The sequence below is a fragment of the Comamonas thiooxydans genome, assembly GCF_000964545.1.
Taxonomy (GTDB): domain Bacteria; phylum Pseudomonadota; class Gammaproteobacteria; order Burkholderiales; family Burkholderiaceae_C; genus Comamonas; species Comamonas thiooxydans.
In genome coordinates, this window is sequence record NZ_BBVD01000008.1 from 65430 (window position 1) to 91060 (window position 25631).

Sequence of the window (25631 nt, forward strand, 5' to 3'; positions counted from 1 at the left end):
GGGGTGTGATTGTCGTGGTAACTTGATTTATGTGCTGAACAGCTGCCGGTTTCCTGCATGACCTTGCAGGCTCACGCCAGTCCGCCGGGCAGCGCCTGTGCCTAAGCCCTCAATTACAAGGCTTTAGACCCGGTCATCCAGGCCATGACCGCATGGACAACAAGCACAATGGGCTCAACCACCATTCCCTGCTCTCGCCGTGATTGCTGCAAGCTCCTTCCCACGTCTGCCCTTTTCACTCCTGACCACACTCGCTGCGCTATGTCTGGCGTCTCAGTCGGCCGGCGCACAGCCCGCGCCTGCTGCCCCGGCCTTTCAGCTCTCGCCCGATGCCAGCATGGTGATAGACACGCGCGCCAGGCTGGCCTGGTCACGCTGCGCCGAGGGCATGAGCTGGAATGGCAAGGCCTGCGGCGGTCAGGCCGAGGTCTTCAGCTACAAGCAGGCCGTAACCCATGCCGCAGAACGCAGCAAGGCCGAAAACCTGCGCTGGCGCCTGCCACGCGTCAATGAACTCAAGCGCCTGCTGGACCGCAGCAGCAAACCCCAGGGCCTGAACCCGGAACTCTTTCCCAATGCGCCACGCGACTGGCACTGGACGGGCACGGCCGCCGTAAATGCCCAGCGCCTGAACACCTACAACTACGCCCAGGTGGACAAATCCAGCAGCCTCTCCGGCCTCTCCGCCCAGCAGGCCTGGGCGGTCAACACCGAGACACTGCAGGCCGTGCCCGATATGGGCAAAGGCAATGCCTTGCTGCTGCGCCTGGTGCGCCCAGCCACCGAGGCCGAGCTCGGCCCCCAGACTTCGGCCGCACCATGAAAAAAGCCTTGCCGCTTTGGCAAGGCTTTTTCAACTCCCGCACGCTTAGCCGGCGCGCAGTGCTGCCTTGAGGCTCTCGCCCAGTTCGGGCTTGTGCGCAAACGGATCCGTCGGGTTGCGGCCCTGAACCACATCTTCCAGGCGCACCTGCACCGAGCCCAGGGCCTGCGGGTGGCTGTAGATATAGAACTGACCCGACGCAATGGCATCGAACACCTTCTGCGCCACCTCGGTCGCCGTGACCTTGCCCGAGCCCACGGCCTTGTCGGTCATGGCCTGGCCGATCTTCTGGCTGGCCGTCAAAGGCTGCGCCTCCAGGCCCTGGGGTCGGTTGCGCTCGCTATGGCCTATGCCCGTGGGCACGAAGAAGGGGCAGAGCAGACTGGCACTGACCTGGTCCGAGACCAGGGCCAGGTCCTGGTACAGCGTCTCGGTCAGCGACACCACCGCGTGCTTGCTGACGTTGTAGATGCCCATGTTCGGCGGCGCCAGCAGACCCGCCATGCTGGCGGTATTGACGATATGGCCTTCATAGGCGGGATCGGCCTTGGCGGCCTCCAGCATCATGGGCGTGAACAGGCGCACGCCATGGATTACGCCCCAGACATTGACGCCCAGCACCCATTGCCAGTCGGAAACGGTGTTTTCCCAGACCAGGCCGCCCGCGCCGACGCCCGCGTTGTTGAAGACAAAGTGCGGCGCACCAAAGGTCTCCTTGACTTCGGCAGCCAGTCTTTCCATCTGCGCCGCATCCGAGACATCGACCCTGCGCGCCAGCACCTTGGCACCGGCAGCCTTGAGCTCGGCCTCGGCCTTGTCCAGCGCCTCCTGCTGCACATCGACCAGCACCAGATTCATGCCTCTGGCGGCTCCGATGCGCGCGCACTCCAGCCCGAAGCCCGAGCCCGCACCTGTCAGAACCGCCGTCTTTCCCGCGAAATTCGTGATCATTCTTGTCTCCGGATATTTTTTATATGGGAATAGCGCCTGCAACTGGCGCACTCCAGCTTAGAGATGCCAAGCAAGAGCCGCCTCGCTGCGGGGCCGCCCCGGCGAAGGCATCGTCCCCCTCCCGCGAAGCGAGAGAGGGGGAAGGCGCGGGGCCGCCCAGGCAAAGCGCCTCAGGGGGTGATTTTTTCAGCCGCAGTGGGTTAAATCAGCTTCACCAGCTGCTTGCCGAAGTTCTTGCCCTTGAGCAGGCCCAGGAACGCGCCGGGCGCCGAGGCCAGACCTTGGGAAATCGTCTCGCGCGGCTTGAGCTTGCCGGCTGCCACCAGGCCGCCCAGCTCGGTCAGGGCCTCGCCCCAGACTTCCATGTGCTCGCTGACGATAAAGCCTTCGAGCTTGATGCGGTTGACCAGCAGCAGCGCCGGATTGGCCAGCGGCAGGGGCTGGCCGTCATAGCCGGCAATCATTCCGCACAGGGCCACACGCGCAAAGGCATTGGTGCGCAGCAGCACGGCGTCGAAGATATAGCCGCCCACGTTCTCGAAATAGCCGTCGATGCCGTTGGGGCAGGCATCCTTCAAGGCCTTGGCCATGGTCTTGACATCGGGGTGCTCGCGGTAATCGATGCAGGCATCAAAGCCCAACTCATGCACGGCGTAGCGGCATTTCTCGGCACCGCCCGCAATGCCCACCACCCGGCAGCCACGTGCCTTGGCCAGCGCCACAAAGGCGCTGCCCACGGCACCGGTGGCAGCGCTGACGACCATGGTTTCACCGGCCTTGGGGTTGATGATCTTGACCAGGCCATACCAGGCCGTCACGCCCGGCATGCCCACGGCGCCCAGATAGTAGGACAGCGGCACATGGGCGGTGTCGACCTTGCGCAGCGCACCGGGCACGCTGGGGTCGAGCAACGAATATTCCTGCCAGCCGCCCATGCCGACCACCTTGTCGCCAGCCTTGAACTTGGGGTGGCGGCTCTCGACGATCTCGCCTACCGTGCCGCCCTGCATGACCTCGCCCAGCGGCTGGGGCTGGGCATAGCTCTTGGAGTCGTTCATGCGGCCGCGCATATAGGGGTCCAGGCTCAGATAGTGGTGGCGCACCAGCACCTGGCCCTCGCCCACCGTGGGCAGCGGCGACTGCACCAGCTTGAAATTGCTCTCCATCGCCTCGCCCTGGGGGCGGTTGTCCAGAAGGATTTGCTGATTGACCGTCATGTTTCGTCTCCTGTTTGAACTTCAGATTTCATAGCTTCAAGCGCTTGATATACCTCGCACTTGGAGCTGATAACACACAAAACAACGATAGGTAAAGCGGTGGCCGCTCATAAAAACAGAGCAACCGATCCGTACTCAATCCGTGGGCAGGGCTTGCAATCCGCCTTCGGCCGCAGGTCTGCGCTTCATGTACTTGAAGGTGCCCGTGGCATGTACGCAGAGTCGACCCTGCGCGTCATAGATGCGGCCTTCGGTAAAAGCCATGGTGCCGGTGCGATGCAGCAGCGCGCCCTTGCCGACCAGCGGGCCATTGGCTGCCTGCATGAACGAGGTTTTCATCTCGATGGTGACCACGCCCAGATCGAAATCCACACTGCGCGCAGCCACGGCCATGGTCACATCCATCAACGTCATCGAGGCTCCGCCATGGGTGATGCCAAAGGAATTCAGATGTTCGGGACGCGGTGTGAAGTGCAGCTCGGACTCACCGTTCTCCATCTTGTGGAGGGTGAAGCCCAGCTCATGCACAAAGGGAATTTCAGGACCAAATGACAACACCGCGAAACCTTTCAGAAGAGTGATGCGCCGCAGACTGCAGCTGCTGAACCGTGAATGTAAGCGCGGCGGACAACCTCAGAATGCTGCGCCGCACAAAAAACATGACTCACCCTTCATCTGCCACTGTCAACCACCGACCAGAGCGCTCACGCCGCCATCCACGGCCATCCACTGGCCGGTGATGTGCTTGCCGGCATCGCTGGCATAGAGCAGCGTCAGGCCCTTGAGATCCTCATCGTCGCCCAGGCGGCGCAGCGGCGCATGGGAGCGCATTTCGTCCTCGCCCAATGTCTCGATCAGCACGGCTGCCATCTTGGTCTTGAAAAAGCCCGGGCAGATGGCATTGACGGTGATGCCGTGCTCTCCCCACTCGCCGGCCAGCGCGCGCGTGAAATTGATGACTGCGCCCTTGGAGGTGTTGTAGGCAATGGTCTTCATGCCCGTGGGATTGCCGCCCAGGCCGGCGATCGAGGCCAGATTGATGATGCGGCCGCTCTTGCGCTCCAGCATGGACAGGCGGGCGATCTGCTGGCTCAGCAGAAAATAGCCGCGCACATTCAGGTTCATCACCTTGTCCCAGGCCGCTGTCGGGTGGTCCTCGGCAGGAGCGCCCCAGCTGGCTCCGGCATTGTTGATCAGAATGTCCACATGGCCGAGACGCTGCACGGCCTCCTTGGCCAGGCGCGTGATATCGGCCTCGTCCGAGCAGTCGGCAGCAATCCAGTCGGCCTCTATGCCAGCGGCCTTGAGCTCGGCTGCGGCCTCTTCCAGATCCTTGGCCTTGCGCGAGCTCAGCAGAATCTTCGCGCCGGCCTCGCCCAGCGCATGCGCCATCTGCAGACCCAGGCCACGCGAGCCGCCGGTCACCAGGGCCGTCTTGCCCGAGAGGTCGAAAAGTTGCTGCACCGTACGTGTCATTCTCATGTCTCCTGTTTGTTTTCAAGGTTCAAACCGGGTGCGCAGTGCCTTGCAAGGCCTGCCCGTCAAAAGCTGCATGAATTGTGCGGGCGCCTCAGGCCCGGTGTTGTCACCTGCGTGTCGGCGCTGTCCCGCAGGTGGCAGAGCCCGCGCTGGCGCGGCTTGCAGGGTCTGCCGGCAGCAGCCAGGCAAAGCGCATCCGGCGCCTTCAATCGGCATCAATCGGCAAACAGCGACTGCGTGCCGCCCCAGGCCCCGCCTTCGATCTCCAGCATGCGCAGCTTGGTCAAAGCGCCCTGACCGCCCGAGAAGCCTCCCGGTGCCCGCCCTGCGGCCAGCACGCGATGGCAGGGAACAATCGGCGCAAACGGATTGGCTCCCAACGCTTGGCCCACGGCGCGCGCTGCACCGGGCTCGCCCAGCGCTGCGGCAACTTCGCCATAAGTGCTGGTCCGCCCTGGCGCCAGTGCGCGCGTGAAGGCATAGACCTGGCCGTGAAATGCAGGCACGGCGAACTCGTCGAGTGCAATCTCCTGCAGGTCAGGCAGAACACCAACCGGGCCTTGCACTCTGTCCTGCCGCATATCTCCCAGCACGCCGGCAGCCACGGCCTCTGCGCTGGGCTGCGCCCAGCACGGCTCGATCTGCGCATTCACTCCGGCCAGCAGACACTGCACCCCGGCCATGGCCTGCACGGCAAAGCCCGGAACAGCGGAGATGGAGGTCACGGCATCATATGCCGCAGGCCCGCGCTGCGGCTGCAGCGCATGGCGTTTGGACAGACCCAGCAGCATGCGCTCCCGGGTCTCGCCCCAGCTGGCCTCGGGCAGTTGCACGGCGCAGATGGCAGCGGCATTCCAGGCCAGACCACAGGCACCGATGCGCGTGACAAACAGGGCATGCCCTGGCAAGGGCAATGAAGCAGCAGGATTCATTGCCACAGTCTACAAAACGCAGTCCATTTGTTTTTGCAAAAATTTCCAGAGAGACTGGATGCAAAAACAGTTAATTACTGTACATTTAAACAGTCAAAACACTGTGGATATACGGACATGCAAGAAGCCCATTTCACCGTCTCTCTTTGCGACTACCCCGAGCTGCCCGAAGACAAACGCCAGCAGGCCGAGGCACGCTATGCTCGCGTGCTGGCCCGCCAGCTCGGCGGAGAGGAACAGGTCGGCGAAGCCCTGTCGCTGGTGCAAGGCCTGGAAGACACCCCGCCCGAAGAAATCACCGACGACGCCAAGCTCACCTTCCAGCGCTGGATGAAAGCCGCCCGCGCCGCTGCCGAAGCCGGCCTGCAAGGCATTGGCGGCACCGAAAGCTGTTTTTTCGATGTGCGGCGCATCTACCACTGAGTGAACGGGCGCGGGCGGCGCGAGTCCCGAGGCCGTCAGCGCCGGCCCGGGCCGCCAACCATTGCAAGGGACATGTGCCGCCCTGGCCACCGGAGCTCGCTGCAATGCCTACACTGGCGGCTTGTTTGACCGTGTGACTGTTCTCTTTCCATGCAAGCCCTGCTAGCCGCCATTGCCCAGATGCCCTTCCCCACTGATGCCCAGCGCATCTTTCATGGCCGCGGCGGGCGGTATCCGGGCTGCGAGCAGATCTCGCTGGATGCTTTTGCGCCCGTCATCGTGCTGACCAGCTTTGCCCCCATGGAGGAAGCCCAGCTGAGCCAGATCGGTCAGGCGCTGGAGCAGCGCTGGCAGCAGATCGCCCCGGCCGGACTGCCTCTGACCTGGGCCTTCCAGACCCGCGAAAGCGGCGGCAAGGTCGAAACCCGCGTCATGGCCGGCGAGCTGCCCGAGCCGCATGTGGTCACAGAGAACGGCGCCCGCTATCTGATCCATATCGCACGCGGGCAGAACCACGGCCTGTTTCTCGACATGGCCGCCGGCCGCGACTGGGTGCGCCGGCAGGTGCTGGCCCATGAGCGGCCCGCGCGCATGAAGGTGCTCAATCTGTTTGCCTATACCTGCGCGTTCTCGGTCGTGGCCAAGCTGGCCGGCGCGGGCCAGGTTCTCAATATGGACATGAGCAAAGGCGCTCTGGCCACGGGTCAGCACAACCATCAGCTCAACGGCGTCAAGGCCGGCGCCAGCTTCGCCGCCCACGATATTTTCAGCAGCTGGGGCAAGATCAACCGCAGCGGACCGTACGACCTGATCGTCGTGGACCCGCCCAGCTACCAAAAAGGCAGCTTCATCGCCACCAAGGACTATGCGCGCCTGATGCGCCGCCTGCCCGATCTGCTGGTGCCGGGCGGCCAGGTCCTGCTGTGCCTGAACGCCCCCGAACTCGGCACCGACTTTCTGCGCGAGCAGATGGCGGAAATCGCACCCGAGCTGCAGTTCGTCGAGCGCCTGGCCAACCCGGCCGTATTTGCCGATGTGGACGAGGAGCGCAGCCTCAAGGTCATGGTCTATCGCGCTCCTGCACTGGCTGCGGACCAGCAGCCATGAGCGAGGGCACAGATCAGAGCCGCAGCCTGCCTCTGCAGCCCGTGGACCCTGCTCTGGCACGCACGTTGCAGCGCTTTGCCCGGCTCGATGCGGAGACGCCGACCCCGCAGCTCGACTATGTGCAACGCCGGCGTCTGCTCAGCGAGCTGCAGGCCGGGCTGATTCGCTCGGCCCTGCCCGGCATTTTCAAGGCCGAGCATTTCGTGGCGGCCGAGGGCCGCGTGATCTGCGTGCGCAGCTATCGCAAGCAAGGTGCGGGCAGCGGCCGGACGCTGGTCTGGCTGCATGGCGGCGGCTGGATGGTGGGCGATCTCAACACCCATGACGACCTGTGCGAGCATCTGGCCCAGTTCACCGGTCATGTGGTGCTGTCCGTACATTACCGCCGCACGCCGGAGAGCCGCTTTCCCGCGCCGCTGGACGATGTGATGGCCGTGCTGCAGTGGCTGAGCGATATGCGCGGACTGCTGCCTTTTGCGGCAGAGCAGGTCCTGCTCGGAGGCGATAGCGCTGGCGCCCATCTGGCGCTGGCAGCGGCCGTACGCCAGATTCAGCAACCCACCGATGCCTCCCGCATCGCGGGCCTGCTGCTGCTCTACCCGCCGCTTGAGCCCGATCAGGACAATGACAGCATGCGCTGCTTTGCCACGGGCTTCGGGCTCACGCCCGCCGCCATGCAGCGCTACTGGCAGGAACTGGGCAGGCCCGAGGGCCAGGCCTCGCAATGGCTGACGCCGGGCTGCTGCAGCGCAGCCATCGCTGCTTTGCCGCCCACGCTGCTGATGACGGCCAGCCACGATATTCTGCGCGACGAGGCCGAAGCCTTTGCCCATGCAGCCCAGGCCCTGGGCGCACCGCTGCAGCTTTTGCGCGCGCCGGCCATGGTCCACGGCTTTGCGCGCATGCTGGCTGCCAGCCCGGCGGCGCGCCAGCAGGTCGAGCTCGCCTGCTCGGCCTGGGCGGAACTAATAGGCCGCCAACGTCCTCAGAGCAAATAAGCTTTGCTCTGAGGGCGGGTAGCGGCATGGCCGTGCAGGTGTACGCTGCACGGCGCCGGGCGCCGCCCCGCCCCTTTCAAACACAGTACCTCGACGCCGATGCATCAAGCATCCGACGCTCGCCGCCATATCTTTCTTAGTCATGAGCCCAACTTCCGCCACCCCACAACAACTGATGCGCCTGGCCGTGGACCTGGCCCATGCCAACCGCCTCAAGGGCGGCCGCCCGTTCGGCGCTGTGCTCGCCCAGGGAAATGAAATCATTGCCACCGGCGTCAACGAAATCATTGCCAGCCACGACCCCAGCACCCATGCCGAAATGCAGGCCATACGCGCGGGCACGCAAAAACGCGCCAACCCCAGCCTGGCAGGCCTGTCCATCTATGCCAGCGGCCACCCTTGCCCCATGTGCCTGGCAGCCCTGGTCATGAATGGTGCCGAGCAGGTGTTCTTCGCCTTCGACAACCAAGACGCCGCGCCCTATGGCCTGTCCAGCGAGAGCAGCTACCAGCGCCTGCGCCTGTCGCTGACGCCGCAGCCGCTGCCCATCACCCGCATCGACACCGGCATCCACGCAGCCCAGCTCTATGGGGACGAGGCCTGGCCCGCCGCCTGATCCTCGTTGCCGCCAAAACCATAACAACAAACCGGGCTGCCCAGGACGAGCGGCGCGCACACCGGCGCGCCGCAGCGCAGCCAGCCCCGAGCTTCATGACATCGACATCTTCCCGCACACATCGCGTGCCGCCATTGCTGTGGCTGGCCGTGGTGATACTGGTCACCATCAATCTGCGTCCCTTTCTGACGGCTCCGGGTCCCTTGGCACCGACCATACAGCAGGCCACGGGCATGGATTTGCGCAGCTTTTCCTGGCTCACGCTGCTGCCCATGGCGCTGATGGGCATTGGTGGCTGGCTCGCTCCCACGGCATTGCGACGCTGGGGCGCGCGCGCCGCCATCTGCGCCTCGCTGCTGCTGATTGCGCTGGGCTGCGCCCTGCGCCTGACGCCTGCTGGCGCCGCCACCGGCAGTCTGCTGATCGTCACGGCCGGCCTCTGCGGCGTGGGCGTGGCGCTGGCACAAAGCATTCTGCCGGGGCTGATCAAGCGCCAGTCTCCCCACAACGTGGCACCCATGATGGGCCTGTACTCGGCCGCACTCATGGGCGGCGGCGCACTCAGCGCCCAGCTCTCGCCCGTGGCCATGCAACTGGGTCTGAGCTGGCAGGCTTCGCTGGCCATCTGGGCCATCCCAGTGCTGCTGGCATTGCCGCTGGCCTGGCATGCGCTGACGCTGATGCACGAGCCCGTTGCCCCTGCCCCCTCCGTGCCGCTGGTACAAGCTGATAGCGACACCGGCTGGCTGCTGCGCCGTGGCCGCACCTGGCTGCTGCTGATCAGCTTTGGCCTGATGAACGGCGGTTATGGTTCCACCGTTGCCTGGCTCGCTCCGTTCTATCAAACCCATGGCTGGACGGCCACGCAAAGCGGCTCGCTGCTGGCCATCTTGTCGATTGCGCAGGCCGCATCGGCGCTGGCCATGCCCGCTCTCGCGCGCCGCAGCCTGGACCGTCGCTGCTGGCTCATGCTGGCCTTGCTGCTGCAGATCATCGGCTTTGCCGGCCTCGGGCTCTGGCCCGATGCCATGCCCACACTCAATGCCATCGTGCTGGGTCTGGGTCTGGGCGGCTGCTTTTCGCTCTTCATGCTGGTGGCGCTGGACCATCTGCCCTCGCCCACACAGGCCGGTGCCCTCAACTCGCTGATGCAGGGCGGCGGCTTCATCCTCGCCGCACTGGCCCCTCTGGTCATGGCACAGCTGCACCAGATCAGCGACAGCTGGATGACGGGCTGGCTTTATCAGGCCGGCGTCGCCGCGCTGGTCTGTCTGCTGGTGACACGCTTCAACCCCCAGGGCTACCCGCAAGCCATGCAGCAGCCTTGAGCACGGCATTGCGATCCCCAAAAAAGGGCCTGGAAACTTCCAGGCCCTTTTTCCTTTTCGTTTTTGTGCGGACTACTCGTTGACCAGCAGTTGCAGCCCATGCGCCTCGGTCGGCAAGGGTACCTCCCATCGGTGCAACATGCCCAGCAATGCGGCATTGCCGAGCGTGGTGTCGCGCTTGCTGTTGCGCGCCAGCAAGGTGGACCTGCTTGCCTCCAGATGCACCAGCGCCACCTGCGCGCCATAGGCCAGGCACAGGTCCAGCGTCTTGCCGCGCATCTGCCTGGACAGATGCGTGGCATTCCAGACAAAAGCGGCCTTGGCGCGCAGCAGGCTCTTGGCCTTGTCCACCGCATGATGGGCCGCAGCGCCCTCGTTCTCGCCGTGGCGCAGACCCAGTTCGGTGCGCGCATCGTCAAACGACACCACGGGCAGGCCCGCATGATGCTGGGCGACCCAGTGGTTCTTGCCCGATGCAGGCAGACCGCACATGACGATGACGCGCGAGCCCGGCTCTTCGTGCAAGGCGTAGTCCGGGTGCAACTCGGCACCGCGGAAATAGCGCACTGCCGTCTCGGCCGAAGCAAAGCTGCGCGGCTTGCGCAAACAGCCCTCTTCCAGCGCCAGCTCTTTGAACAGCTCGATATTCACCAGCACATTGCCCACATCGGGGCAGATGCGGCCGCGAATATCGGCACGGGCCAGCAGCACCAGCAAATGCAGATCGACCTGCCAGGACAGCTCTCTGACCATGAACTCGGGCGAGACGCCTCGGCGCGAATCGGCAAAGGCGAAGAACGGCACCTGATGCACGGCAATCAGGCGGCAGACCGCCTCGCGCCGGGCCACGGGCGCGCCAGCCTCCCAGAGCATGAGCCGCGCATCGAGTGCACCCCGACGCGAATGGCCAGGCTGCGAGATGCGGCCGTCGTCGGCTATCTGCGTGGTCGAGCACTTGGCGACATCGTGCAGCAGCGCGGCCAGAAAGACCGTCTCGCGCTCCTCGTTGGTGAGCCCTGCATAGTCGCTGTCCTGCAGCAGCTCGGTCACCACCATCTGCGTATGCGTCCAGACATCGCCTTCTGCATGGTAGATCGGGTCTTGCGGCGTGGTCTTGGCCAGCTCCAGTTGCGGAAAAGCCTCCAGGCAGGCTGCCCAGTCCACCGCATGGCGAGCGGAATGCGGCACCAGGGCCGCGATCTGTTTCCAGCTCCACATAAATTCTCCTTTCACCGCAGCCTCTTCATGAAAACCACGGTTTTGATAGCTATCAACGCTTGTTGGACAAGCCTCACCAGCTTTTCTGAATCTTGTTGGCAAAGATATCGACGCCTGTACGCAGACCGTTGGCGACAATGGGCCGCTCGCTGTGGTGCGAGCCCGACTCCAGGATCACCTGCACGAAGTCGGAGCGCACGAACTTGTAGCGCTCCACGGTCTGGCCGTTTTCCTCGACCTTGATGTACAGACCTTCGGCCAGCTCGGATCTGTCGGTCTGGCGCCAGGCCAGCGGCAGATCCAGCTTCTGTCTTTGCACCTGATCCTCGAACACCGCCTGCCAGCGCGCACTACGCCCCAGAGACGGTGTCAGCAATGCCAGCAAATCCTGCATGCGCCTCGGTGCGATGCCCGCGTAGAGCACGGGCACGGACACCACGGGCACACCGTCCAGCAGCGCGTGGCGCCGTGGCGTGTCCAGAAACTGCTGCGCCGAGCGATCCCAGATATCGAACTCGCAAAACCAGTGCGGCAAGGCGTCGTAGTACAGAGAGTGCTTGGCATACAGCCATTCGCCATACATCACATAGCGATCGTCCAGCAGGGCCATCAGCGCGCTTTCATGGGCTCGGGCCCATTGCTTGTAGGCGTTGAACTGACGCTCGCGCCCGCCCATCTGATCGGCTTGCAGATAGTGGCCGCGCGACTGCAGCAGCAAGCTGCCGTCGGCACCAAAGCTCAGCGCCGCATTGGCACCGTCCAGCTTTTCCTCGACCACGATATGACGGCCGGCCAGCGCTTCATAAGGCACGGCATCGGCCTGATCGCCGACCTGCAGCCGCGAGCCACGCAGATGCGGCGTGCGCGGATATTTGAGGATCTCCAGATTGAATAGATGTGGTGAAGTCATGTTGTGCTTTCCTAAAAGGGAATAAGCCACGCGCAAAAAAGGCGCGGCAGACAAATCAAGGACATGGACAGCGCCGCTCTCCGCTGCCATCGGAAAAAGACAGAACCCAAGCCGCCAAGCAAAGGGCCGGCCTAGAGTTCAGAGAGTGGGAGGAGCTTGGAGCCTGAATGCAATTCAGGCCAGAGACGCCAAGCAGGAAGATTGCCGCCCTTCACAGAACGGGAGTTCCACACCGCAGCGCACACGCGAGAAGGATCAGCGTGTGACGAAGTCGTTTAGCTCAAACGAATACGGCGGGACATGGTGCACCTCAAAAATGAGAGCTAATAGCGCAAGTGGAGCAAGGCTGGCGAGTGTATTTGCTTGCAAGCCCAACTGCCAAGCGCTTGACCGAAACTTGTTGCGCAAAGAACACAAAACGGTTTCACAGAGATGAAACACAGGCTGGTTACAAATCGTATTTTCTTCCTGCACCTGCCAAACTCTCAATGACATCTGCACAGACCTTGCGCCAACCTCTTCTGATTTCCCTGATCGCAGCCGCTGCCCTGGCCGCCTGTGGTGGCGGTGACAACAACACTAACACCACCACACCAGCGCCTGCTCCGGTTCCTGAAGTCCCGGCGCCGGCACCCGAGCCCGAGAAGACGCCCACCTCGCTCACACTGGAGAAAATCGGCAGCTATCAGTCGGGCATTTTTTTGCAGAGCGCCGCCGAAATTACGGCTTTCGATCCCGTCACCAAGCGCGGCTTTGTGGTCAACGCCCAAAAGGGTGCGCTCGACGTGCTGGACATGAGCAACCCCGCCGCACCGCGCATGCTGGCCAGCCTGGATGCCACAAAGCTCTCGCTGGGTGCGGGGGCCTCCATCAACAGCGTGGCCGTGCATGGCGGCCTGGTGGCTGCAGCCGTGCAGGCATCGGTCAAGACGGACAAGGGCATGGTCGTCATCTATGACGCCGACAAGCTCGGCGTGATCGCCGAAGTGCCCGTGGGCGCCCTGCCCGATATGCTGACCTTCACCCCCGACGGCAAGACCATTCTGGTCGCCAACGAGGGCGAGCCCAGCGATGACTACCAGATCGACCCCGAAGGCTCGATCAGCGTGATCGATGTGAGCACGCCCGCCAAGCCCGTGGCGCGCACTGCCGACTTCAAGGCCTTCAACAGCCAGAAGGCGCAGTTGCTGGCCAAGGGCGTGCGCATCTTCGGCCCGACCGCAGACGGCCTGGGAACGGCCGCCGTGGCCAATGACCTGGAGCCCGAATACATTGCCGTGGCCCCGGACGGCAAGACGGCCTGGGTGACGCTGCAGGAAAACAATGCGCTGGCCATCGTGGACATCGCCAGCGCCACCGTGACCGATGTGGTGGCTCTGGGCTTCAAGGATCATGGCGCGGCCGGCAACGAGCTGGACTTCGCCGACAGCGACGGCAAGAGCCCGGTCATCAACATCACCCAGGCCGCCAATGTGTTTGGCATGTACCAGCCCGACTCCATCGCCGCCTATAAGGCCGCCGACGGTGCGACCTATCTGGTCACTGCCAACGAAGGCGATGCACGTGCCTGGGGCGAGGGCAACAAGAGCTACTTCGGTACGGCCGCCGACAAGACGGCTGGCACTCCGGCCACGGCGGGCGATATGAGCAAGGGCTTTGTGGAAGAGTGGCGCATCAAGCACCTGGTGCACAAGGACGGCTTTTTGCGCCGTGCGGGCGACGATCTGCCTGCCCATCTGGCTCAGTTGGCCAGCGGCGCCTATCTGAATGCCAGCAACTTTGCCTGGTGCGGTGCGTTCGGCACAGACCCCAAGACCTGCCGCGACGATGACAAACTGGGCCGCCTCAAGGTCACCTGGACCATGGGCTACCAGACCGACAGCAGCGGCAACCCCGTCAAGGATGGCAAGGGCTATCTGACCTATGACAGGCTATACGCCTATGGCGGCCGCTCCATCTCCATCTGGGATGCCAGGGGCAAGCAGGTCTGGGACTCTGGCGCGGCCATTGAAAAATTCATCGCCGGCCCCGAATGCAAGCTGGGCGCCAGACGTGACATTGCCTGCGCCACCTACTTCAACACCGGTCATGACGAAACGGCCAGGCTCGATGCGCGCAGCAGCGCCAAGGGTCCCGAGCCCGAAGGCCTGACCGTGGGCCAGATCGGCACCAAGACCTTTGTCTTTGTGGGCCTGGAACGCATGGGCGGCATTCTGGTGTTCGACATCACCGACCCCAAGGCACCCAAGCAGATCGACTATCTGAACACTCGCGAGAACTGGACCGCCAGCTTTGACGGCAAGTCCGCGCCGGCAGGTACCGCACTCAGCGATGTGGGCGATCTGGGCCCCGAAGGCCTGCACTTCATTTCTGCCGCCAAGTCACCCAACGGCAAGCCCTTGCTGATGGTGGGCAACGAGGTCAGCGGCACCACGGCCATCTACCAGCTCAATCTGCAATATTGAAACCTGCAGACAAGCAATCGCTTTCATGCCAGGCCCCGTCCCCACGGGGCTTTTTGCTATTCAAATCAAGCAAAGACTGCGCCGAGGGTTTCTCAATTACGTAACAATAAGCGCCAGCGGTCGGTGTACCGCCTATGGGTTCCCATTCGCCGCAAGCCAGACGCTTGCGACCTACTAAACCGCCGTGTATCCGGACGGCGGTGGCTTTTTGAACGGAGCACTTAATGACGCACTCTTTCGCTCGCCGCCAGGCGCTGCGCGGCTTGGCCGTGGCAGCTCTCGCCTCCTCCTCCCTGCTGTCCGCAGCGCATGCAGACACCCCCGCCGTGCTGCGCGTTTCGGCCATTCCTGACGAGGCGCCGACCGAGCTGCAGCGCAAGTTCAAGCCCCTGGGCGAATACCTCTCGCAAGCCACCGGCATGAAGGTGGTGTTCACCCCCGTATCCGACTACGCAGCCGTGGTCGAGTCCCTGGCCACCAAAAAGCTGGACCTGGCCTGGCTGGGCGGTTTCACCTATGTGCAGGCCAAGATTCGCACCAACGGCACGGCCATCCCCATCGTGCAACGGGCCGAAGATGCGGTCTTCACCAGCAAGTTCATCACGGCCGACCCCGCCATCAAGACGCTGGCCGACCTCAAGGGCAAGACCTTTGCCTTCGGTGCACCTTCGTCCACCTCGGGCAGCCTGATGCCGCGCTTCTTCCTGCAGCAGGACGGCCTGAATCCCGAAAAAGATTTCAAGACCGTGGCCTACTCGGGCGCGCATGACGCCACCGTGGCCTTTGTGGCCGCAGGCAAGGCCGAGGCCGGCGTGCTCAACACTTCGGTGTGGGACAAGCTGGTCGAATCCAAGAAGGTGGACACCAGCAAGGTGCGTGTGTTCGCCACGACACCCACCTACTTTGACTACAACTGGACGGTGCGCGGCGACCTGGACCCGGCCATCGTCAAGAAGCTGACCGCGGCCTTCCTGGCACTGGACCCCAGCAAGCCAGAGCACAAGGCCATCATGGACCTGCAGCGCGCCTCCAAGTTCATCGCCACCGACTCCAAGAACTACGACGGCATCGAAGCTGCCGCCAAGTCCGCCGGTCTGCTGAAGTAAGAAATTCAGCTTTTTTGACTGCCAACGCTTATCTATCAGGCGTTGGCAGCTATTGTTTTCAGAGTATTCGTCTCATGAGCTTCATGCTGGACGATGTGGGCCTGACCCACAGCAACGGCTTTACCGCCCTGTCCCATATCTCCTTGTCCGCCATCCAGGGCGATAGCATTGCGCTCATCGGCCCCTCGGGTGCCGGCAAGACTTCGCTGCTCAGCACCATAGGCACAGCCTACCTGCCCACGGCAGGTCGCATGCAGGTGCTGGGCCGGACCGCGTCTGCGCAATCCGCCGCCCGCGAACTCAAGACTTTGCGCAGCCGCATCGGCACCGTGCACCAGGCCGCGCCCATTCCGCTGCGCCAGCGCGTGGTCACGGCCGTGCTGGCCGGCAAGCTCGGCCATTGGCCGCTGTGGAAGGCCCTGGCATCGCTGGCCTATCCGCAGGACATTGCGGGCGCGCGCGAAGCCCTGGCTCGCGTGCAGCTCGAGGACAAGCTGTTTGCACGCTGCGACCAGCTCTCCGGCGGCCAGCTGCAGCGTGTGGGCATTGCCCGCGTGCTCTACCAGCAGGCCGAGCTGATTCTGGCCGACGAGCCGGTCTCGGCCCTGGACCCGGCACTCTCGCAGGCCACGGTGCAGTTGCTGGTGCGGGAAGCCGCCGCGCGCAAGGCCACGCTGGTGGCCAGCCTGCATGCCGTCGATCTGGCGCTGGCCAACTTTGCCCGCATCGTGGGCGTGCGCGATGGCCGCCTGGCCTTTGACCTGCCAGCCGCCCAGGTCAGCGATGCGCAGTTGCAAGCCCTCTATGCCCATGCCGATGGCAGAGCGGCCGACCTGCCCATGCTGCACAACCGCCTGGCTCAGCGCGATCCCGCCAGCGCCACGCCCACTCCCATTCAGGTGAACGCATGCCGGTAGACATGGTCGAGCAAGCCCGGCCATCACGCCGCGACCCCTCTGCTCGCGGCCGCCTGAGCGGGCTGATCCTGGCCCTGGTCGTGCTCTGGCCCATGCTGCAGACCTCGGGCTTTTCGCTCAAGCCGCTTTTCGATGCCGACAATCTCAAGGTCATAGGCGGCTTTCTCGCGCAGTTTCTGCCGCCCGAAACCAGTGGGGAGTTCCTGGCCTATCTGGCTCAGGCCACGCTGGAGACCCTGGCCATCGCCACCGCCGGCATGGCGCTCGCCTTTGTGATTGCCGTACCCATGGCCTATCTGTCCACGGGCGCGGCACGCGAGAGGGTCACGCTCAACCCCATCGCCCGCAGCGTGCTCACCATCCTGCGCGGCATTCCCGAGCTGGTCTGGGCTCTGGTGTTCGTGCGTGTCTTCGGCCTGGGTCCTGCAGCCGGCGTGCTGGCCCTGGGCCTGACCTATGGCGGCATGCTGGCCAAGGTCTATGCGGAAATTCTCGAATCCACCGATCCCGCCCCGGCCCGTGCCCTGCGTGCCAGCGGCACCGGCCGTATTCAGGCCTTGCTCTACGGCCTGCTTCCGCAGGCGGCCAAGGAGCTGACCTCCTACACCGTCTACCGCTGGGAATGCGCGGTCCGCGCCTCGGTGGTCATGGGCTTTGTCGGGGCGGGAGGTCTAGGCCAGCTCATGGATCAGGCCATGAAGATGCTCAACGGCGGCGAAGCCGCCAGCATTCTGCTGGCCTTCATGCTGCTGGTGGCTGCGGCCGATCTGCTTTCCTGGTGGCTGCGTCGCGCGCTCGACGCCGCGCCTGCCGCGCGCGCCCTGCCCTTCGGCTGGCGAACCGGCACATTTGTGCTGGCGGCCTGCGCGGTGCTATGGGCCAGTCTGCGGCTTCTGGATATTGATTTCTCGGCGCTGTTCACGGCGGATGCTGCCGCCAGCATGGGCGACTTCGTCCGTGGCTTTTTCCCGCCCGACCTGAGCCAGCCCTGGCTGCTCAAGGTGCTGCAAGGCATCTGGGAGACCCTGGCCATCTCCATAGTCGGCACCTTGCTGGCCGCGATCGCGGGCCTGCTGCTGGCCCTGCCGCGCTGGCGTGCGCCATGGAATGTGGTGCTCAACGTGCTGCGCTCCGTGCCCGAGCTGGTCTGGGCCACGATTACCGCGCTGGCCGTGGGCCTGGGCCCGTTTGCCGGTGCGCTGGCCCTGGCCCTGCATACCACCGGCGTGCTGGGCCGCCTGTTTGCCGAGGCCTTGCAGAATGCTCCGGCCGCTCCCGCGAATGCGCTCAAGCTCAGCGGCAGCAATCGCCTGCTGGCATTTTGCTATGGGACCCTCCCTGGCGCAGCGCCGCAGTTGCTGGCATACACGCTGTACCGCTGGGAAATGAATATCCGCATGGCCGCGATTCTGGGCTTTGTGGGTGCCGGCGGTCTGGGCCAACTGCTGTACTTCGAGCTTTCGTTGTTCCACTATGCCCAGGCCAGCACCGTGATCATGGCCATGCTTTTGCTGAGCATTGCCGTGGACTGGAGCAGCGCCGGCCTGCGCCGCGCCATGCGTTGAGACAGTTGACGCGGCGCCCTAGCACCGAATCAGCTTCATCCGTTCCTCCATCACATCCGCCGCGCAGCCCCCCCAGATGGGCCAACGCTGCCGGCGATCCGGTCTGCATCCAGGTCTCGATGAGAGTTGAAACCTGAATGACTTCGGCCACACCTGGCACCGCTTAGCGATGCTGCTTCACACTCCCAGGGGCAGGTCGGCCTTCTTCAGCGTGCGCAGCACAAAGCTGGACTGGCTATGGCGTATGCCCTTGATCTTGTAGAGCTTCTCGCGCAGCAGGCGCTCGTAATCACGCGTGTCCTTGACAACGATACGCAGCAGATAGTCGTACTCGCCCGAAACCAGATGCGCCTCCACTACCTCGGGAATGGTGGCCAGCACCTCACCGAACTTTTCCAGGGTGTTGTCCGAGTGGCTGTCCAGCGTGACCATGACCAGAACCGAATCGGCCAGTCCCAGCGCCTGCGGGTTCAGACGCACGGTATAGCCCTCGATCACGCCGGCCTCCTCCATCTTCTTGATGCGTGCCCAGCATGGTGATGCACTCAGACCCACGGCCGCGCCAATCTCCTGCAGACTGGCGCGCGCGTTAGCCTGCAATGCAGCAAGAATCTTTTTATCCAGAGTATCCATATCTTGGAATTTACTGCCAAAAATTCAAAAACAGAAAAATTTTCTGTAGCAACACTGTATTTACAGAATTTGAAGCAACATTTTCTGCACTGCAACATGCACACTTGAGTCCATGGAAGCACGTTTACCGACGCAGCAAAACCATTCAACATACCGCGCCGTTTACCGTCAGCATCCGGTTGGTTGATCCGCAATACGCATATGCAACAGGCCGCATCACTTAAGCACAGTGATGCGGCCTGTTGATATTTGGACTGCTCAGTCACTCCGGCAAACGACAGCGGCATGAAAAAACCCGGCCGGATTTCCATCGGGCCGGGTTTTCGGGAGCCGGCCCGGCGCACAAGGCACCTGGCGGACGCTCATGCTGTCTACAGGGCTCGCTGCGGAGCAGCATCGGCTTGCACATGCTTGCGCACCTTGCTAACCAGACTTTCGCTCACATCCGAAGCCTGGTTGCCCCAGCCCTTGCGCAGGAAGGTGGCCAGTGCGGCCACTTCGCCGTCGGTCAGGCGGTCGGCATAGCCCTGCATCACCAGATGCATGGGACGGCGCTCCGTAGCGGGCGATGAGGCGCCCTTGAGAATCACCGACACCAGCGGGCTGGCATCCTTGCCCAGCACCATGGCATTGCCTTGCAGCTCGGGGAAGATCTCCGGAGCACCCTTGCCGCTGACAAAGTGGCAGGCTGCGCAGTTGTCGAGATACAGACGAGCACCCAAGGGCATGTCGGGCGCTGCGGACTTCAGCAGCTTGGCCGTGGCTTCACCAGCTTCGTCAGCCCTGGCAACCGCAGTGCTGCGAGGGCCTGGCGTGGCCACTTTTTCAGGGGCTGCATCTGCGGCTTGGCCGTCCATGGTCTTGAGGAACTTGGCCATGGCGTTCAGGTCCGCGTCGGTCATGTACTGCATGGAGTGTTCGACCACCAGCGCCATTTCTCCGTTGGCCACCGCATGGGCATTGCGGCCGGTTGCCAGATAGGCTGCCACCTGCTCGGTCGTCCATTTCTGAACACGCGAGTCCTTGCCGCGCAGCGCTGGAGCAGACCAGTCATCCACCATACCGCCGGTAAGAAAGCCGGAGTCGGACAGGCGTGTGCCGTTCTGCGCCATGAAGGCAGTGCGGGGGCTGTGGCAGGCTGCGCAGTGACCGGCGCCTTCGACCAGGTACTGACCGCGAATCTGCTGATCGTCACCAGCCATGGGCTTGAAGTCTGCGTCACCCGACAGCGCAAGCCAGTTCCAGGCACGGATGCCGAAGCGCATATTGAACGGGAAGCTCAGGCTGGTGGCCTGTACCTCGTTCCTGACGGGCTTCACCTCGGTCTGGAGGTAGTCGAACAGCGCGCGAATATCGCTTTCCTTCATGAAGCGATAGTTCTCGTAGGGCATGGCCGGATACAGCTGCTGGCCATGACCACCGATACCGTCCACCATCGCGGCACGGAACTGCTCCAGAGTCCAGTTGCCGATGCCGGTTTCCTTGTCTGGCGTGATGTTGGAGGACCAGATCGTGCCCATGGGGCTGTCAATGCCGCGACCACCGGCCATGAGCTCACCCCCCTTGGCGGTATGACAGGCCATGCAATCACTGGCGCGCATGACATATTCGCCGCGGCCGGCTTCGGCTTTCCAGTCGGCGGCCAGCGCTTCATTCGCGGGTGTGGGCTTGAAAGGGACGTAGATCAGCGCCAGCGCCGCAACAGCGCCCAGAACGATCAGCGCAATCAGAATGCTGAGGATTTTCTTCATGTCTTGCTCTCCTCAGACCAGCGGACGTGGGTTTTTCAGATACATGGTGCGAATCGCATGCAGCGTCCAGTACGCCAGGCCGCCGACCATGCCGGTAGGGTTGTACTGGGTGTTCTGCACGAAGTTGCCGGCACCGAAGACGAACACGTTGTGCTTATCCCAGGCCTGGCAGTAGCGATTGACCACGCCGTCCGTGGGCTTGTCGGACATGATGTGACCGCCGGTGTTGTGCGTGGTCTGGTAGGGACGCACGTCGAACTTGGCACCGATATTCTTGAAACCCGACTGCAGCAGATCCGGTTTCAAGGCGTTGCCCACCTCCTCGGCCTTGATCTTCTGGTACTGAGTCATCCGGATGTCGTTGTCCTGCCAGTTGAAGGTCATGCGCATCAAGGGACGACCATGTGGATCCTTGTAGGTGGGGTCCAGATCAAGATGGTTGTTGCGGTAGGACATGTGCGAGCCGTGCGTGCCGATCGACATGGAATGGCCATACCACTCGCCAATGCCCTTCTTCCAGCCTGCGCCCCAGCCCGGCGTGCCCTTGGGCAGCGGCATGGAACGGATGGGCTGGCCATTCATGGTGCCCACGCGCCAGTAGGCGCCGCCAATGAAGCCCAGCTTGCCGAAGTCGTTCTGGTTGATACCGTAGTCGTCGATACACATGCCGTTGGAGCCGTGACCGATAAAGGGATTGAAGTTCTCTTCCTTGAAGAACAGGGTCACGCCACCATTCATCTGGTAGGCGTAGTTCTTGCCTGTCACCCCGGTGTTGGTCTTGGGGTCGTAAGGTTTGCCGATGCCGGAGACCAGCAGCAGGTGCACGTTGTTGAGCTGATAGGACGACAGAATCACCAGGTCGGCGGGCTGGAACACTTCCTCGTTCGTGTTGGAGTCGAAGTAGGTCACGCCGGTTGCGGTCTTGCCGTCTTCCGAGCTCTCCACACGCAGCACTTCGCAGTGCGTGCGATAGGAGAAATTCTTCTTGCGCTTGAGCGCATCCAGCACCGCCGTCTGGGGCGAGGACTTGGAATACTGGTAGCAACCAAAACGCTCGCAGAAGCCGCAGAAGTTGCAGGGAGCCATCTGCATGCCGTAAGGGTTCACGTAGGACGTGGACGCAATGCCGGCAGGCGCCGGGAAGGGATGCAGGCCCATGCTCCTGGCACAGGCTTCGAACTTGCTCGCGTCGTAGGTCGATGGCAGAGCAGGCATGGGGTACTCTTTCGAGCGCCAGCCTTCAAACGGATTGCCGCCGGCCTGGATCTGGCCCTTGATATTGCCGGCCTTGCCCGAGACGCCAGCCACTTCGTCAAACCGGGTGAAGAAAGGCTCCAGCTCGTCGTAACTGACGGGGTAATCCATCAGGTTCATGCCTTCCGGAATGATGGACTCGCCCCATTTTTCCCTCACATAGCTGCGCAGCTTGATTTCCTCGGGCTGAGGGCGCCACAGCAAGCCATTCCAGTGCGTGCCGGCACCGCCCACGCCATTCGCTGGCAGGAAGGACCCCATCGAACGGTAAGGCAAAGCGATTTCGCTGTCGTCGCGGCGCACCGTCACGGTCGCCTGACGGGGATGCTGCATATTCTTCAGGCGCACGCCATAGGTCAGCTCGTCGATCTGATTGGGGTACTTGAATTCGGGCACCGTGTTCTGGTCGCCGCCGCGCTCCAGCGCCACGATTTCCAGGCCCTCAGCGGCCAGTTCCATGCCGGCGATGGAGCCTGTCCAGCCCAGGCCAACGATGACCACGTCTTTTTTCTTTTCAATGCGTGCCATGACTCAAGCCCTTTCGCCCTTGATGGATACCGGTCCCAGCGGGTACTTCACGTTGTGCTGATCGACCCATTCGGCGTAGCTGGCGCGGGCGCCAGGGAAGCCGATGTATTTCCAGGACTGCATGCCGTGGTTGCCGCCATGCAAGGGGTCGGCGAAATAGCCTTCCTTGGTATTGGCCAGCAAGGTGGTAAAGAAAAAGCTCAGTTCAGGGTCTAGCTTGATTTCGCCCTTTTGCAACGCGGTCAGAGCTTCGTCCTGCTGCTCTGCGGCAAGGCTTTTGAACTCCTTGCCAAAGCGCTCCGTGCAAGCCGCATTGAAGGCGGGAATGGCCTTGCGATAGAGCTGCGCAGGGTTCAGAGGCGATTGCCAGCCGCGATCGGGCGTGGCGGCCGGGTCGTGCGGGCCTTCCATGTACCAGATCTCGGCATTGCCGTAGTAGCCCTTGAGCTGGCGATCGATGAACACCGGCACATGAGCTTCGATCGCTCCAGGTCCATCCCCTTCGGACGGGATCAGGCGAGCTGTTGCCGCCAGAACAAAAGCCCACTCGTCCGCATTGAAGTACTCGGGCTTGTATGCATCCAGTTTGAGCGCAGGCTCTTTGGAGTTGGCACGCATTGCCACGGCCGTTCCAGCCAGTGCGACGCCAGCACCGGAGGCGAACAGAAAGGATCTGCGGCTTGGTGGGGAAAAGTTGGACATTGTGCGATTCCTACATCGTGCGAACCTCGGCCATGCACAGCCAGTTGCGCGATGACCGAGTGTTCAGGTTTTTTGAATCAGCGGTGGGTTTGAGGTCGGGCAGAAAGAAGCACACACCCCAAAGAAAATGCCCGCAAAGCGGGCACTCATACGCAGAGCCAAAGTCTTTTTTCAAGCCGGCCCATACCGCCTTAACAATTTGATAATAGTTGCGCTGGCAAGTATCTGTACCAGGCAAGCTACTTGCCTGCCAGCAGGTCGTGGTTTTTCATTGGAGTGCGCAACTGGGGTTTTCACTTAGATATAAGACATAAGACCGCCTACCTACTACTCTGCGGCCCAAGACGCTGCCAGGCAGTGATGCCAGACTCAAGACGATGGAGAAGCCCAGACTCGCCCTTCACTGCTTACTCATACGGCCAAAAGAGGGAAGGTGACGGCGCACTTTGTCGACACTAAGCTGGAGTCCGTGGCAATGAAAACCGGAACGTGGTGCCCTGTCCGCCACTCTCGACAAGATGAATGGAGACTCCGTGCAGCTCCAGCATCTGGTGCACGATTCTCAAGCCCAGGCCACCGTCACGGCGAGCACCACCTACGGTAAATGGACGCCTGAACAGGCCTTCGCGCAACTCTGGCGGGATGCCCGGGCCGGAGTCGCTGATCGTCACCTCCAGCTCTTGGCCCACTGCTCTTATGGCGATCCTGATCACCCCGCCTTCAGGGGTATAGCGCAAGGCGTTATCCAGCAGATTGCTCAGGACGCGCTCTATCATTCCCAGATCCGCACGAACTGCCGGAAGTTGAGGAGCAAGGTCCGCCTGCAGGGCGATATGGCGCGACTCTGCCGCAAGCTCGAACTTCTGGAAAACGTCCTGCACCAGATCAGCCAGGAAGAATGATTCGAGCTCCGGTTGCACAAAGCCGTATTCCAGTCTGGCCAGCTCGAACAGGCTTTGGGACAGGGCCCCCACCCTTCGACTCTGGTCGAGCGCAATGCCAAGGTAGCGCCTGCGCTCTGCAGGCTCCAGGCTTGCATCCTTCAGAAGCAAGGTCTCCAGATACCCATGCAAGGATGACAGCGGTGTGCGCAGATCGTGGGAAATATTCGCGATCAATTCCCTGCGCTCCTGATCCTGCCGCGTGAGAGCTTCCCATTGCTCGCTGATGCGCAGCACCATCTGCCGATAGGCAGCGTCCAGCACTGCAATCTCGTCACGGCTGTGATTGGCCACATCCGGGGAGCGTTCCGGCATCTCGGAAGGTGCGCCATGCATGTCAAACTGCCGAACCGACTCGGTCAGGCGCCGCAAGGGACGCGTGATCAAGGTGAAGGCGACAAGGCCCGCAGCGAGACAGAGCAGCCCGACCATGCCAATCGACAGCAGTGCCGTCTTCAACACCGCATCTGCCGAGCCTCTGGCTGCAAGAAGATCATGGGCCTCGCCAAGCAGCACCACATAGATGAAGCCGACTTGCCGCCCGTTCACGCTCAAAGGGGCCGCACTGAAGACCTTGCGGCCATCGCGGCTGCGCGGATCATCGCCCAGAATCGGCAGCATCTGTCCATCGATGAATCGATGCACCGGCTCAAGATCGACCCGGTCGCGACGCAAACGCCCCTCGGGTGCCGCGTGGCCGGCAATGCGGCCGTCAGGCTCCAGCAGATAGACCTCCACACTCGGGTTCACCATCATCAGCTGGTTGAAAAGATTTCGCACCGCGTTAGGCATCAAGCCATTCGCATCGGTCAGCTGGGCATCGCGGGCAATACTCTCTGCGACGTCCCGGGACAAGGCTTGCACCACCTCCAGTTCATGCATGCGGTTGGAGCGAAGCTGCAGCCAGGCCGAGGTACCGCTGCAGACCAGTAGCAACACGGCAAACACGATCGCCAGCCGCTGGGTCAGAGTCAGGTTCATTCGCCCTCTCCAGTTTCAGCGAACTTGTAGCCGCGCCCCCAAACCGTGAGGATCCGCGTCGGCTGTGCTGGATCGAGCTCCACCTTGGCACGAAGCCGGTTGATATGGGTGTTGACGGTGTGCTCGTAGCCCTCGTGCTGATAGCCCCAGACCGCATTGAGCAGGTCCATGCGCGAAAACACCTTGCCCGACTGGCGAGCAAAGAAATACAGAAGATCGAACTCACGGGGCGTGAGATCAAGACGGCGTCCGTTCAGGCATGCATCTCTTGCCACCGGATCCATGACCAGCCCATTGACCGACAGGCTGCCTGATTCCAGGCGCGCACTCAGAGCCAGAGCATCGACCCGGCGCAGCAGAGCCTTCACCCGTGCCACGAGCTCCAGAACGGAAAACGGCTTGGCCAGATAGTCGTCCGCGCCGATCTCCAGCCCCAGAATGCGATGCACCTCGCTGGAGCGGGCACTGATGATGATGATCGGCGTGTAGCGGGTCATGGCACGCGCACGCCTGCATATCTCCAAGCCGTCCACGCCAGGCAACATCAGATCCAGCACCAGCGCATCCCAGCCACCGCGCTCCAGATGCGCGAGGCCGTCATCGCCGCGGGCGCAATGCACCACCTCCAGCCCTTCGTCCCGAAGGTGGAGCGAAAGCAGATCGGCGATGTGGGCATCGTCCTCGACCAGCAGAATGCGACGGGCGAGAGTCATGGGTAATCAGGTCTCCGGCAGGGGTGGTTGATGCAGCACCGTGGAGCACAGCCACATGATTTCACATTGTGCT

General features: G+C 62.8%; 23 protein-coding genes. 10 read left to right on the forward strand and 13 right to left on the reverse strand.

Going from position 1 to position 25631, the window contains the following annotated elements; all coding sequences use genetic code 11:
• The first annotated feature begins 199 nt into the window (after positions 1 to 199).
• The gene (locus tag Cth01_RS13700; protein WP_233425172.1) at positions 200 to 823 is read left to right on the forward strand and encodes an Lcl C-terminal domain-containing protein; all 624 of its coding nucleotides are present in this window, start codon (positions 200 to 202) and stop codon (positions 821 to 823) included.
• Positions 824 to 868: 45 nt separating this feature from the next.
• Here the strand turns inward: Cth01_RS13700 and Cth01_RS13705 are convergent, their stop codons facing one another.
• The 5 genes from Cth01_RS13705 to Cth01_RS13725 form a co-directional block, all read right to left on the reverse strand.
• Entirely contained in the window at positions 869 to 1774 is a 906-nt protein-coding gene (locus Cth01_RS13705) for an SDR family oxidoreductase (protein ID WP_045839466.1), read from the reverse strand.
• Between the two features lie 200 nt (positions 1775 to 1974).
• Positions 1975 to 2991, reverse strand: coding sequence for an NADP-dependent oxidoreductase (locus tag Cth01_RS13710; protein WP_045839467.1), 1017 nt, complete (start codon positions 2989 to 2991; stop codon positions 1975 to 1977).
• A 135-nt stretch (positions 2992 to 3126) separates the two neighbouring features.
• Positions 3127 to 3549: a PaaI family thioesterase gene (locus Cth01_RS13715; protein ID WP_034354168.1), complete on the reverse strand. Its 423-nt coding sequence runs from the start codon at positions 3547 to 3549 to the stop codon at positions 3127 to 3129.
• Positions 3550 to 3675: 126 nt separating this feature from the next.
• Positions 3676 to 4467, reverse strand: a complete 792-nt coding sequence (locus Cth01_RS13720) for an SDR family oxidoreductase (RefSeq protein WP_003062433.1) — start codon at positions 4465 to 4467, stop codon at positions 3676 to 3678.
• A 218-nt stretch (positions 4468 to 4685) separates the two neighbouring features.
• Positions 4686 to 5402, reverse strand: coding sequence for a methylated-DNA--[protein]-cysteine S-methyltransferase (locus tag Cth01_RS13725; protein ID WP_045839468.1), 717 nt, complete (start codon positions 5400 to 5402; stop codon positions 4686 to 4688).
• A gap of 117 nt (positions 5403 to 5519) precedes the next feature.
• Between Cth01_RS13725 and Cth01_RS13730 the strand changes: the two genes are divergently transcribed.
• The 5 genes from Cth01_RS13730 (at position 5520) to Cth01_RS13750 (ending at position 9874) form a co-directional block, all read left to right on the forward strand.
• Entirely contained in the window at positions 5520 to 5825 is a 306-nt protein-coding gene (locus Cth01_RS13730; protein WP_034380842.1) for a hypothetical protein, read from the forward strand.
• A 150-nt stretch (positions 5826 to 5975) separates the two neighbouring features.
• Positions 5976 to 6932, forward strand: a complete 957-nt coding sequence (locus tag Cth01_RS13735; RefSeq protein WP_034380845.1) for a class I SAM-dependent methyltransferase — start codon at positions 5976 to 5978, stop codon at positions 6930 to 6932.
• Positions 6929 to 7930, forward strand: a complete 1002-nt coding sequence (locus tag Cth01_RS13740) for an alpha/beta hydrolase fold domain-containing protein (protein ID WP_045839469.1) — start codon at positions 6929 to 6931, stop codon at positions 7928 to 7930. The genes Cth01_RS13735 and Cth01_RS13740 overlap by 4 nt, the downstream gene beginning before the upstream one ends.
• 175 nt (positions 7931 to 8105) lie before the next feature.
• On the forward strand, positions 8106 to 8546 hold the full coding sequence (locus Cth01_RS13745; protein WP_045839470.1) for a nucleoside deaminase: 441 nt from the start codon (positions 8106 to 8108) through the stop codon (positions 8544 to 8546).
• A 95-nt stretch (positions 8547 to 8641) separates the two neighbouring features.
• Positions 8642 to 9874 carry a cyanate transporter gene (locus Cth01_RS13750; protein ID WP_045839471.1) on the forward strand — a complete coding sequence of 411 codons (1233 nt, stop codon included), beginning with the start codon at positions 8642 to 8644 and terminating at the stop codon, positions 9872 to 9874.
• Positions 9875 to 9946: 72 nt separating this feature from the next.
• Here the strand turns inward: Cth01_RS13750 and Cth01_RS13755 are convergent, their stop codons facing one another.
• Positions 9947 to 11092, reverse strand: a complete 1146-nt coding sequence (locus tag Cth01_RS13755) for an AAA family ATPase (RefSeq protein ID WP_045839472.1) — start codon at positions 11090 to 11092, stop codon at positions 9947 to 9949.
• Between the two features lie 73 nt (positions 11093 to 11165).
• A complete protein-coding gene (locus Cth01_RS13760) occupies positions 11166 to 12002 on the reverse strand; it encodes an RNA ligase family protein (protein WP_034354191.1) in 837 nt (278 codons plus the stop codon).
• 488 nt (positions 12003 to 12490) lie between these two features.
• Between Cth01_RS13760 and Cth01_RS13765 the strand changes: the two genes are divergently transcribed.
• From Cth01_RS13765 to phnE, 4 genes are all read left to right on the forward strand, one after another.
• Positions 12491 to 14467 carry a choice-of-anchor I family protein gene (locus Cth01_RS13765; RefSeq protein ID WP_045839473.1) on the forward strand — a complete coding sequence of 659 codons (1977 nt, stop codon included), beginning with the start codon at positions 12491 to 12493 and terminating at the stop codon, positions 14465 to 14467.
• A gap of 224 nt (positions 14468 to 14691) precedes the next feature.
• Positions 14692 to 15573, forward strand: a complete 882-nt coding sequence (locus tag Cth01_RS13770; RefSeq protein WP_034406087.1) for a putative selenate ABC transporter substrate-binding protein — start codon at positions 14692 to 14694, stop codon at positions 15571 to 15573.
• Between the two features lie 74 nt (positions 15574 to 15647).
• Positions 15648 to 16490 (forward strand): phosphonate ABC transporter ATP-binding protein, encoded by an 843-nt coding sequence (locus tag Cth01_RS13775; protein WP_045839474.1) that lies wholly within the window; start codon positions 15648 to 15650, stop codon positions 16488 to 16490.
• On the forward strand, positions 16481 to 18055 hold the full coding sequence (gene phnE / locus Cth01_RS13780; protein ID WP_045839475.1) for a phosphonate ABC transporter, permease protein PhnE: 1575 nt from the start codon (positions 16481 to 16483) through the stop codon (positions 18053 to 18055). The genes Cth01_RS13775 and phnE overlap by 10 nt, the downstream gene beginning before the upstream one ends.
• 177 nt (positions 18056 to 18232) lie before the next feature.
• On the opposite strand, the gene Cth01_RS13785 is transcribed toward phnE, so the two are convergent.
• The 6 genes from Cth01_RS13785 to Cth01_RS13810 all read right to left on the reverse strand — a co-directional run bounded on the left by Cth01_RS13785 (position 18233) and on the right by Cth01_RS13810 (position 25558).
• Positions 18233 to 18688: an Lrp/AsnC family transcriptional regulator gene (locus Cth01_RS13785; RefSeq protein WP_003062481.1), complete on the reverse strand. Its 456-nt coding sequence runs from the start codon at positions 18686 to 18688 to the stop codon at positions 18233 to 18235.
• A 371-nt stretch (positions 18689 to 19059) separates the two neighbouring features.
• Entirely contained in the window at positions 19060 to 20439 is a 1380-nt protein-coding gene (locus tag Cth01_RS13790; protein WP_045839476.1) for a cytochrome c, read from the reverse strand.
• Positions 20440 to 20451: 12 nt separating this feature from the next.
• Positions 20452 to 22221 (reverse strand): GMC family oxidoreductase, encoded by a 1770-nt coding sequence (locus Cth01_RS13795; protein ID WP_012838722.1) that lies wholly within the window; start codon positions 22219 to 22221, stop codon positions 20452 to 20454.
• A 3-nt stretch (positions 22222 to 22224) separates the two neighbouring features.
• Positions 22225 to 22923 carry a gluconate 2-dehydrogenase subunit 3 family protein gene (locus Cth01_RS13800; protein ID WP_034354211.1) on the reverse strand — a complete coding sequence of 233 codons (699 nt, stop codon included), beginning with the start codon at positions 22921 to 22923 and terminating at the stop codon, positions 22225 to 22227.
• A 455-nt stretch (positions 22924 to 23378) separates the two neighbouring features.
• Positions 23379 to 24845, reverse strand: a complete 1467-nt coding sequence (locus Cth01_RS13805; RefSeq protein WP_045839477.1) for a sensor histidine kinase — start codon at positions 24843 to 24845, stop codon at positions 23379 to 23381.
• Positions 24842 to 25558, reverse strand: a complete 717-nt coding sequence (locus Cth01_RS13810) for a response regulator transcription factor (RefSeq protein ID WP_045839478.1) — start codon at positions 25556 to 25558, stop codon at positions 24842 to 24844. Before Cth01_RS13810 ends, Cth01_RS13805 begins: the two co-directional genes overlap by 4 nt.
• Positions 25559 to 25631 lie beyond the last annotated feature (73 nt).

Bases quoted from the DNA above. Each gene is read 5' to 3' on its own strand.
- Cth01_RS13750 (WP_045839471.1), top strand. From the start codon at position 8,642: ATGACATCGACATCTTCCCGCACACATCGCGTGCCGCCATTGCTGTGG.
- Cth01_RS13760 (WP_034354191.1), bottom strand. From the start codon at position 12,002: ATGACTTCACCACATCTATTCAATCTGGAGATCCTCAAATATCCGCGC.
- Cth01_RS13775 (WP_045839474.1), top strand. From the start codon at position 15,648: ATGAGCTTCATGCTGGACGATGTGGGCCTGACCCACAGCAACGGCTTT.
- Cth01_RS13710 (WP_045839467.1), bottom strand. From the start codon at position 2,991: ATGACGGTCAATCAGCAAATCCTTCTGGACAACCGCCCCCAGGGCGAG.
- Cth01_RS13705 (WP_045839466.1), bottom strand. From the start codon at position 1,774: ATGATCACGAATTTCGCGGGAAAGACGGCGGTTCTGACAGGTGCGGGC.
- Cth01_RS13785 (WP_003062481.1), bottom strand. From the start codon at position 18,688: ATGGATACTCTGGATAAAAAGATTCTTGCTGCATTGCAGGCTAACGCG.
- Cth01_RS13790 (WP_045839476.1), bottom strand. From the start codon at position 20,439: ATGAAGAAAATCCTCAGCATTCTGATTGCGCTGATCGTTCTGGGCGCT.
- phnE (WP_045839475.1), top strand. From the start codon at position 16,481: ATGCCGGTAGACATGGTCGAGCAAGCCCGGCCATCACGCCGCGACCCC.
- Cth01_RS13745 (WP_045839470.1), top strand. From the start codon at position 8,106: ATGCGCCTGGCCGTGGACCTGGCCCATGCCAACCGCCTCAAGGGCGGC.
- Cth01_RS13800 (WP_034354211.1), bottom strand. From the start codon at position 22,923: ATGTCCAACTTTTCCCCACCAAGCCGCAGATCCTTTCTGTTCGCCTCC.
- Cth01_RS13740 (WP_045839469.1), top strand. From the start codon at position 6,929: ATGAGCGAGGGCACAGATCAGAGCCGCAGCCTGCCTCTGCAGCCCGTG.
- Cth01_RS13720 (WP_003062433.1), bottom strand. From the start codon at position 4,467: ATGACACGTACGGTGCAGCAACTTTTCGACCTCTCGGGCAAGACGGCC.
- Cth01_RS13725 (WP_045839468.1), bottom strand. From the start codon at position 5,402: ATGAATCCTGCTGCTTCATTGCCCTTGCCAGGGCATGCCCTGTTTGTC.
- Cth01_RS13810 (WP_045839478.1), bottom strand. From the start codon at position 25,558: ATGACTCTCGCCCGTCGCATTCTGCTGGTCGAGGACGATGCCCACATC.
- Cth01_RS13735 (WP_034380845.1), top strand. From the start codon at position 5,976: ATGCAAGCCCTGCTAGCCGCCATTGCCCAGATGCCCTTCCCCACTGAT.
- Cth01_RS13730 (WP_034380842.1), top strand. From the start codon at position 5,520: ATGCAAGAAGCCCATTTCACCGTCTCTCTTTGCGACTACCCCGAGCTG.
- Cth01_RS13765 (WP_045839473.1), top strand. From the start codon at position 12,491: ATGACATCTGCACAGACCTTGCGCCAACCTCTTCTGATTTCCCTGATC.
- Cth01_RS13805 (WP_045839477.1), bottom strand. From the start codon at position 24,845: ATGAACCTGACTCTGACCCAGCGGCTGGCGATCGTGTTTGCCGTGTTG.
- Cth01_RS13770 (WP_034406087.1), top strand. From the start codon at position 14,692: ATGACGCACTCTTTCGCTCGCCGCCAGGCGCTGCGCGGCTTGGCCGTG.
- Cth01_RS13755 (WP_045839472.1), bottom strand. From the start codon at position 11,092: ATGTGGAGCTGGAAACAGATCGCGGCCCTGGTGCCGCATTCCGCTCGC.
- Cth01_RS13795 (WP_012838722.1), bottom strand. From the start codon at position 22,221: ATGGCACGCATTGAAAAGAAAAAAGACGTGGTCATCGTTGGCCTGGGC.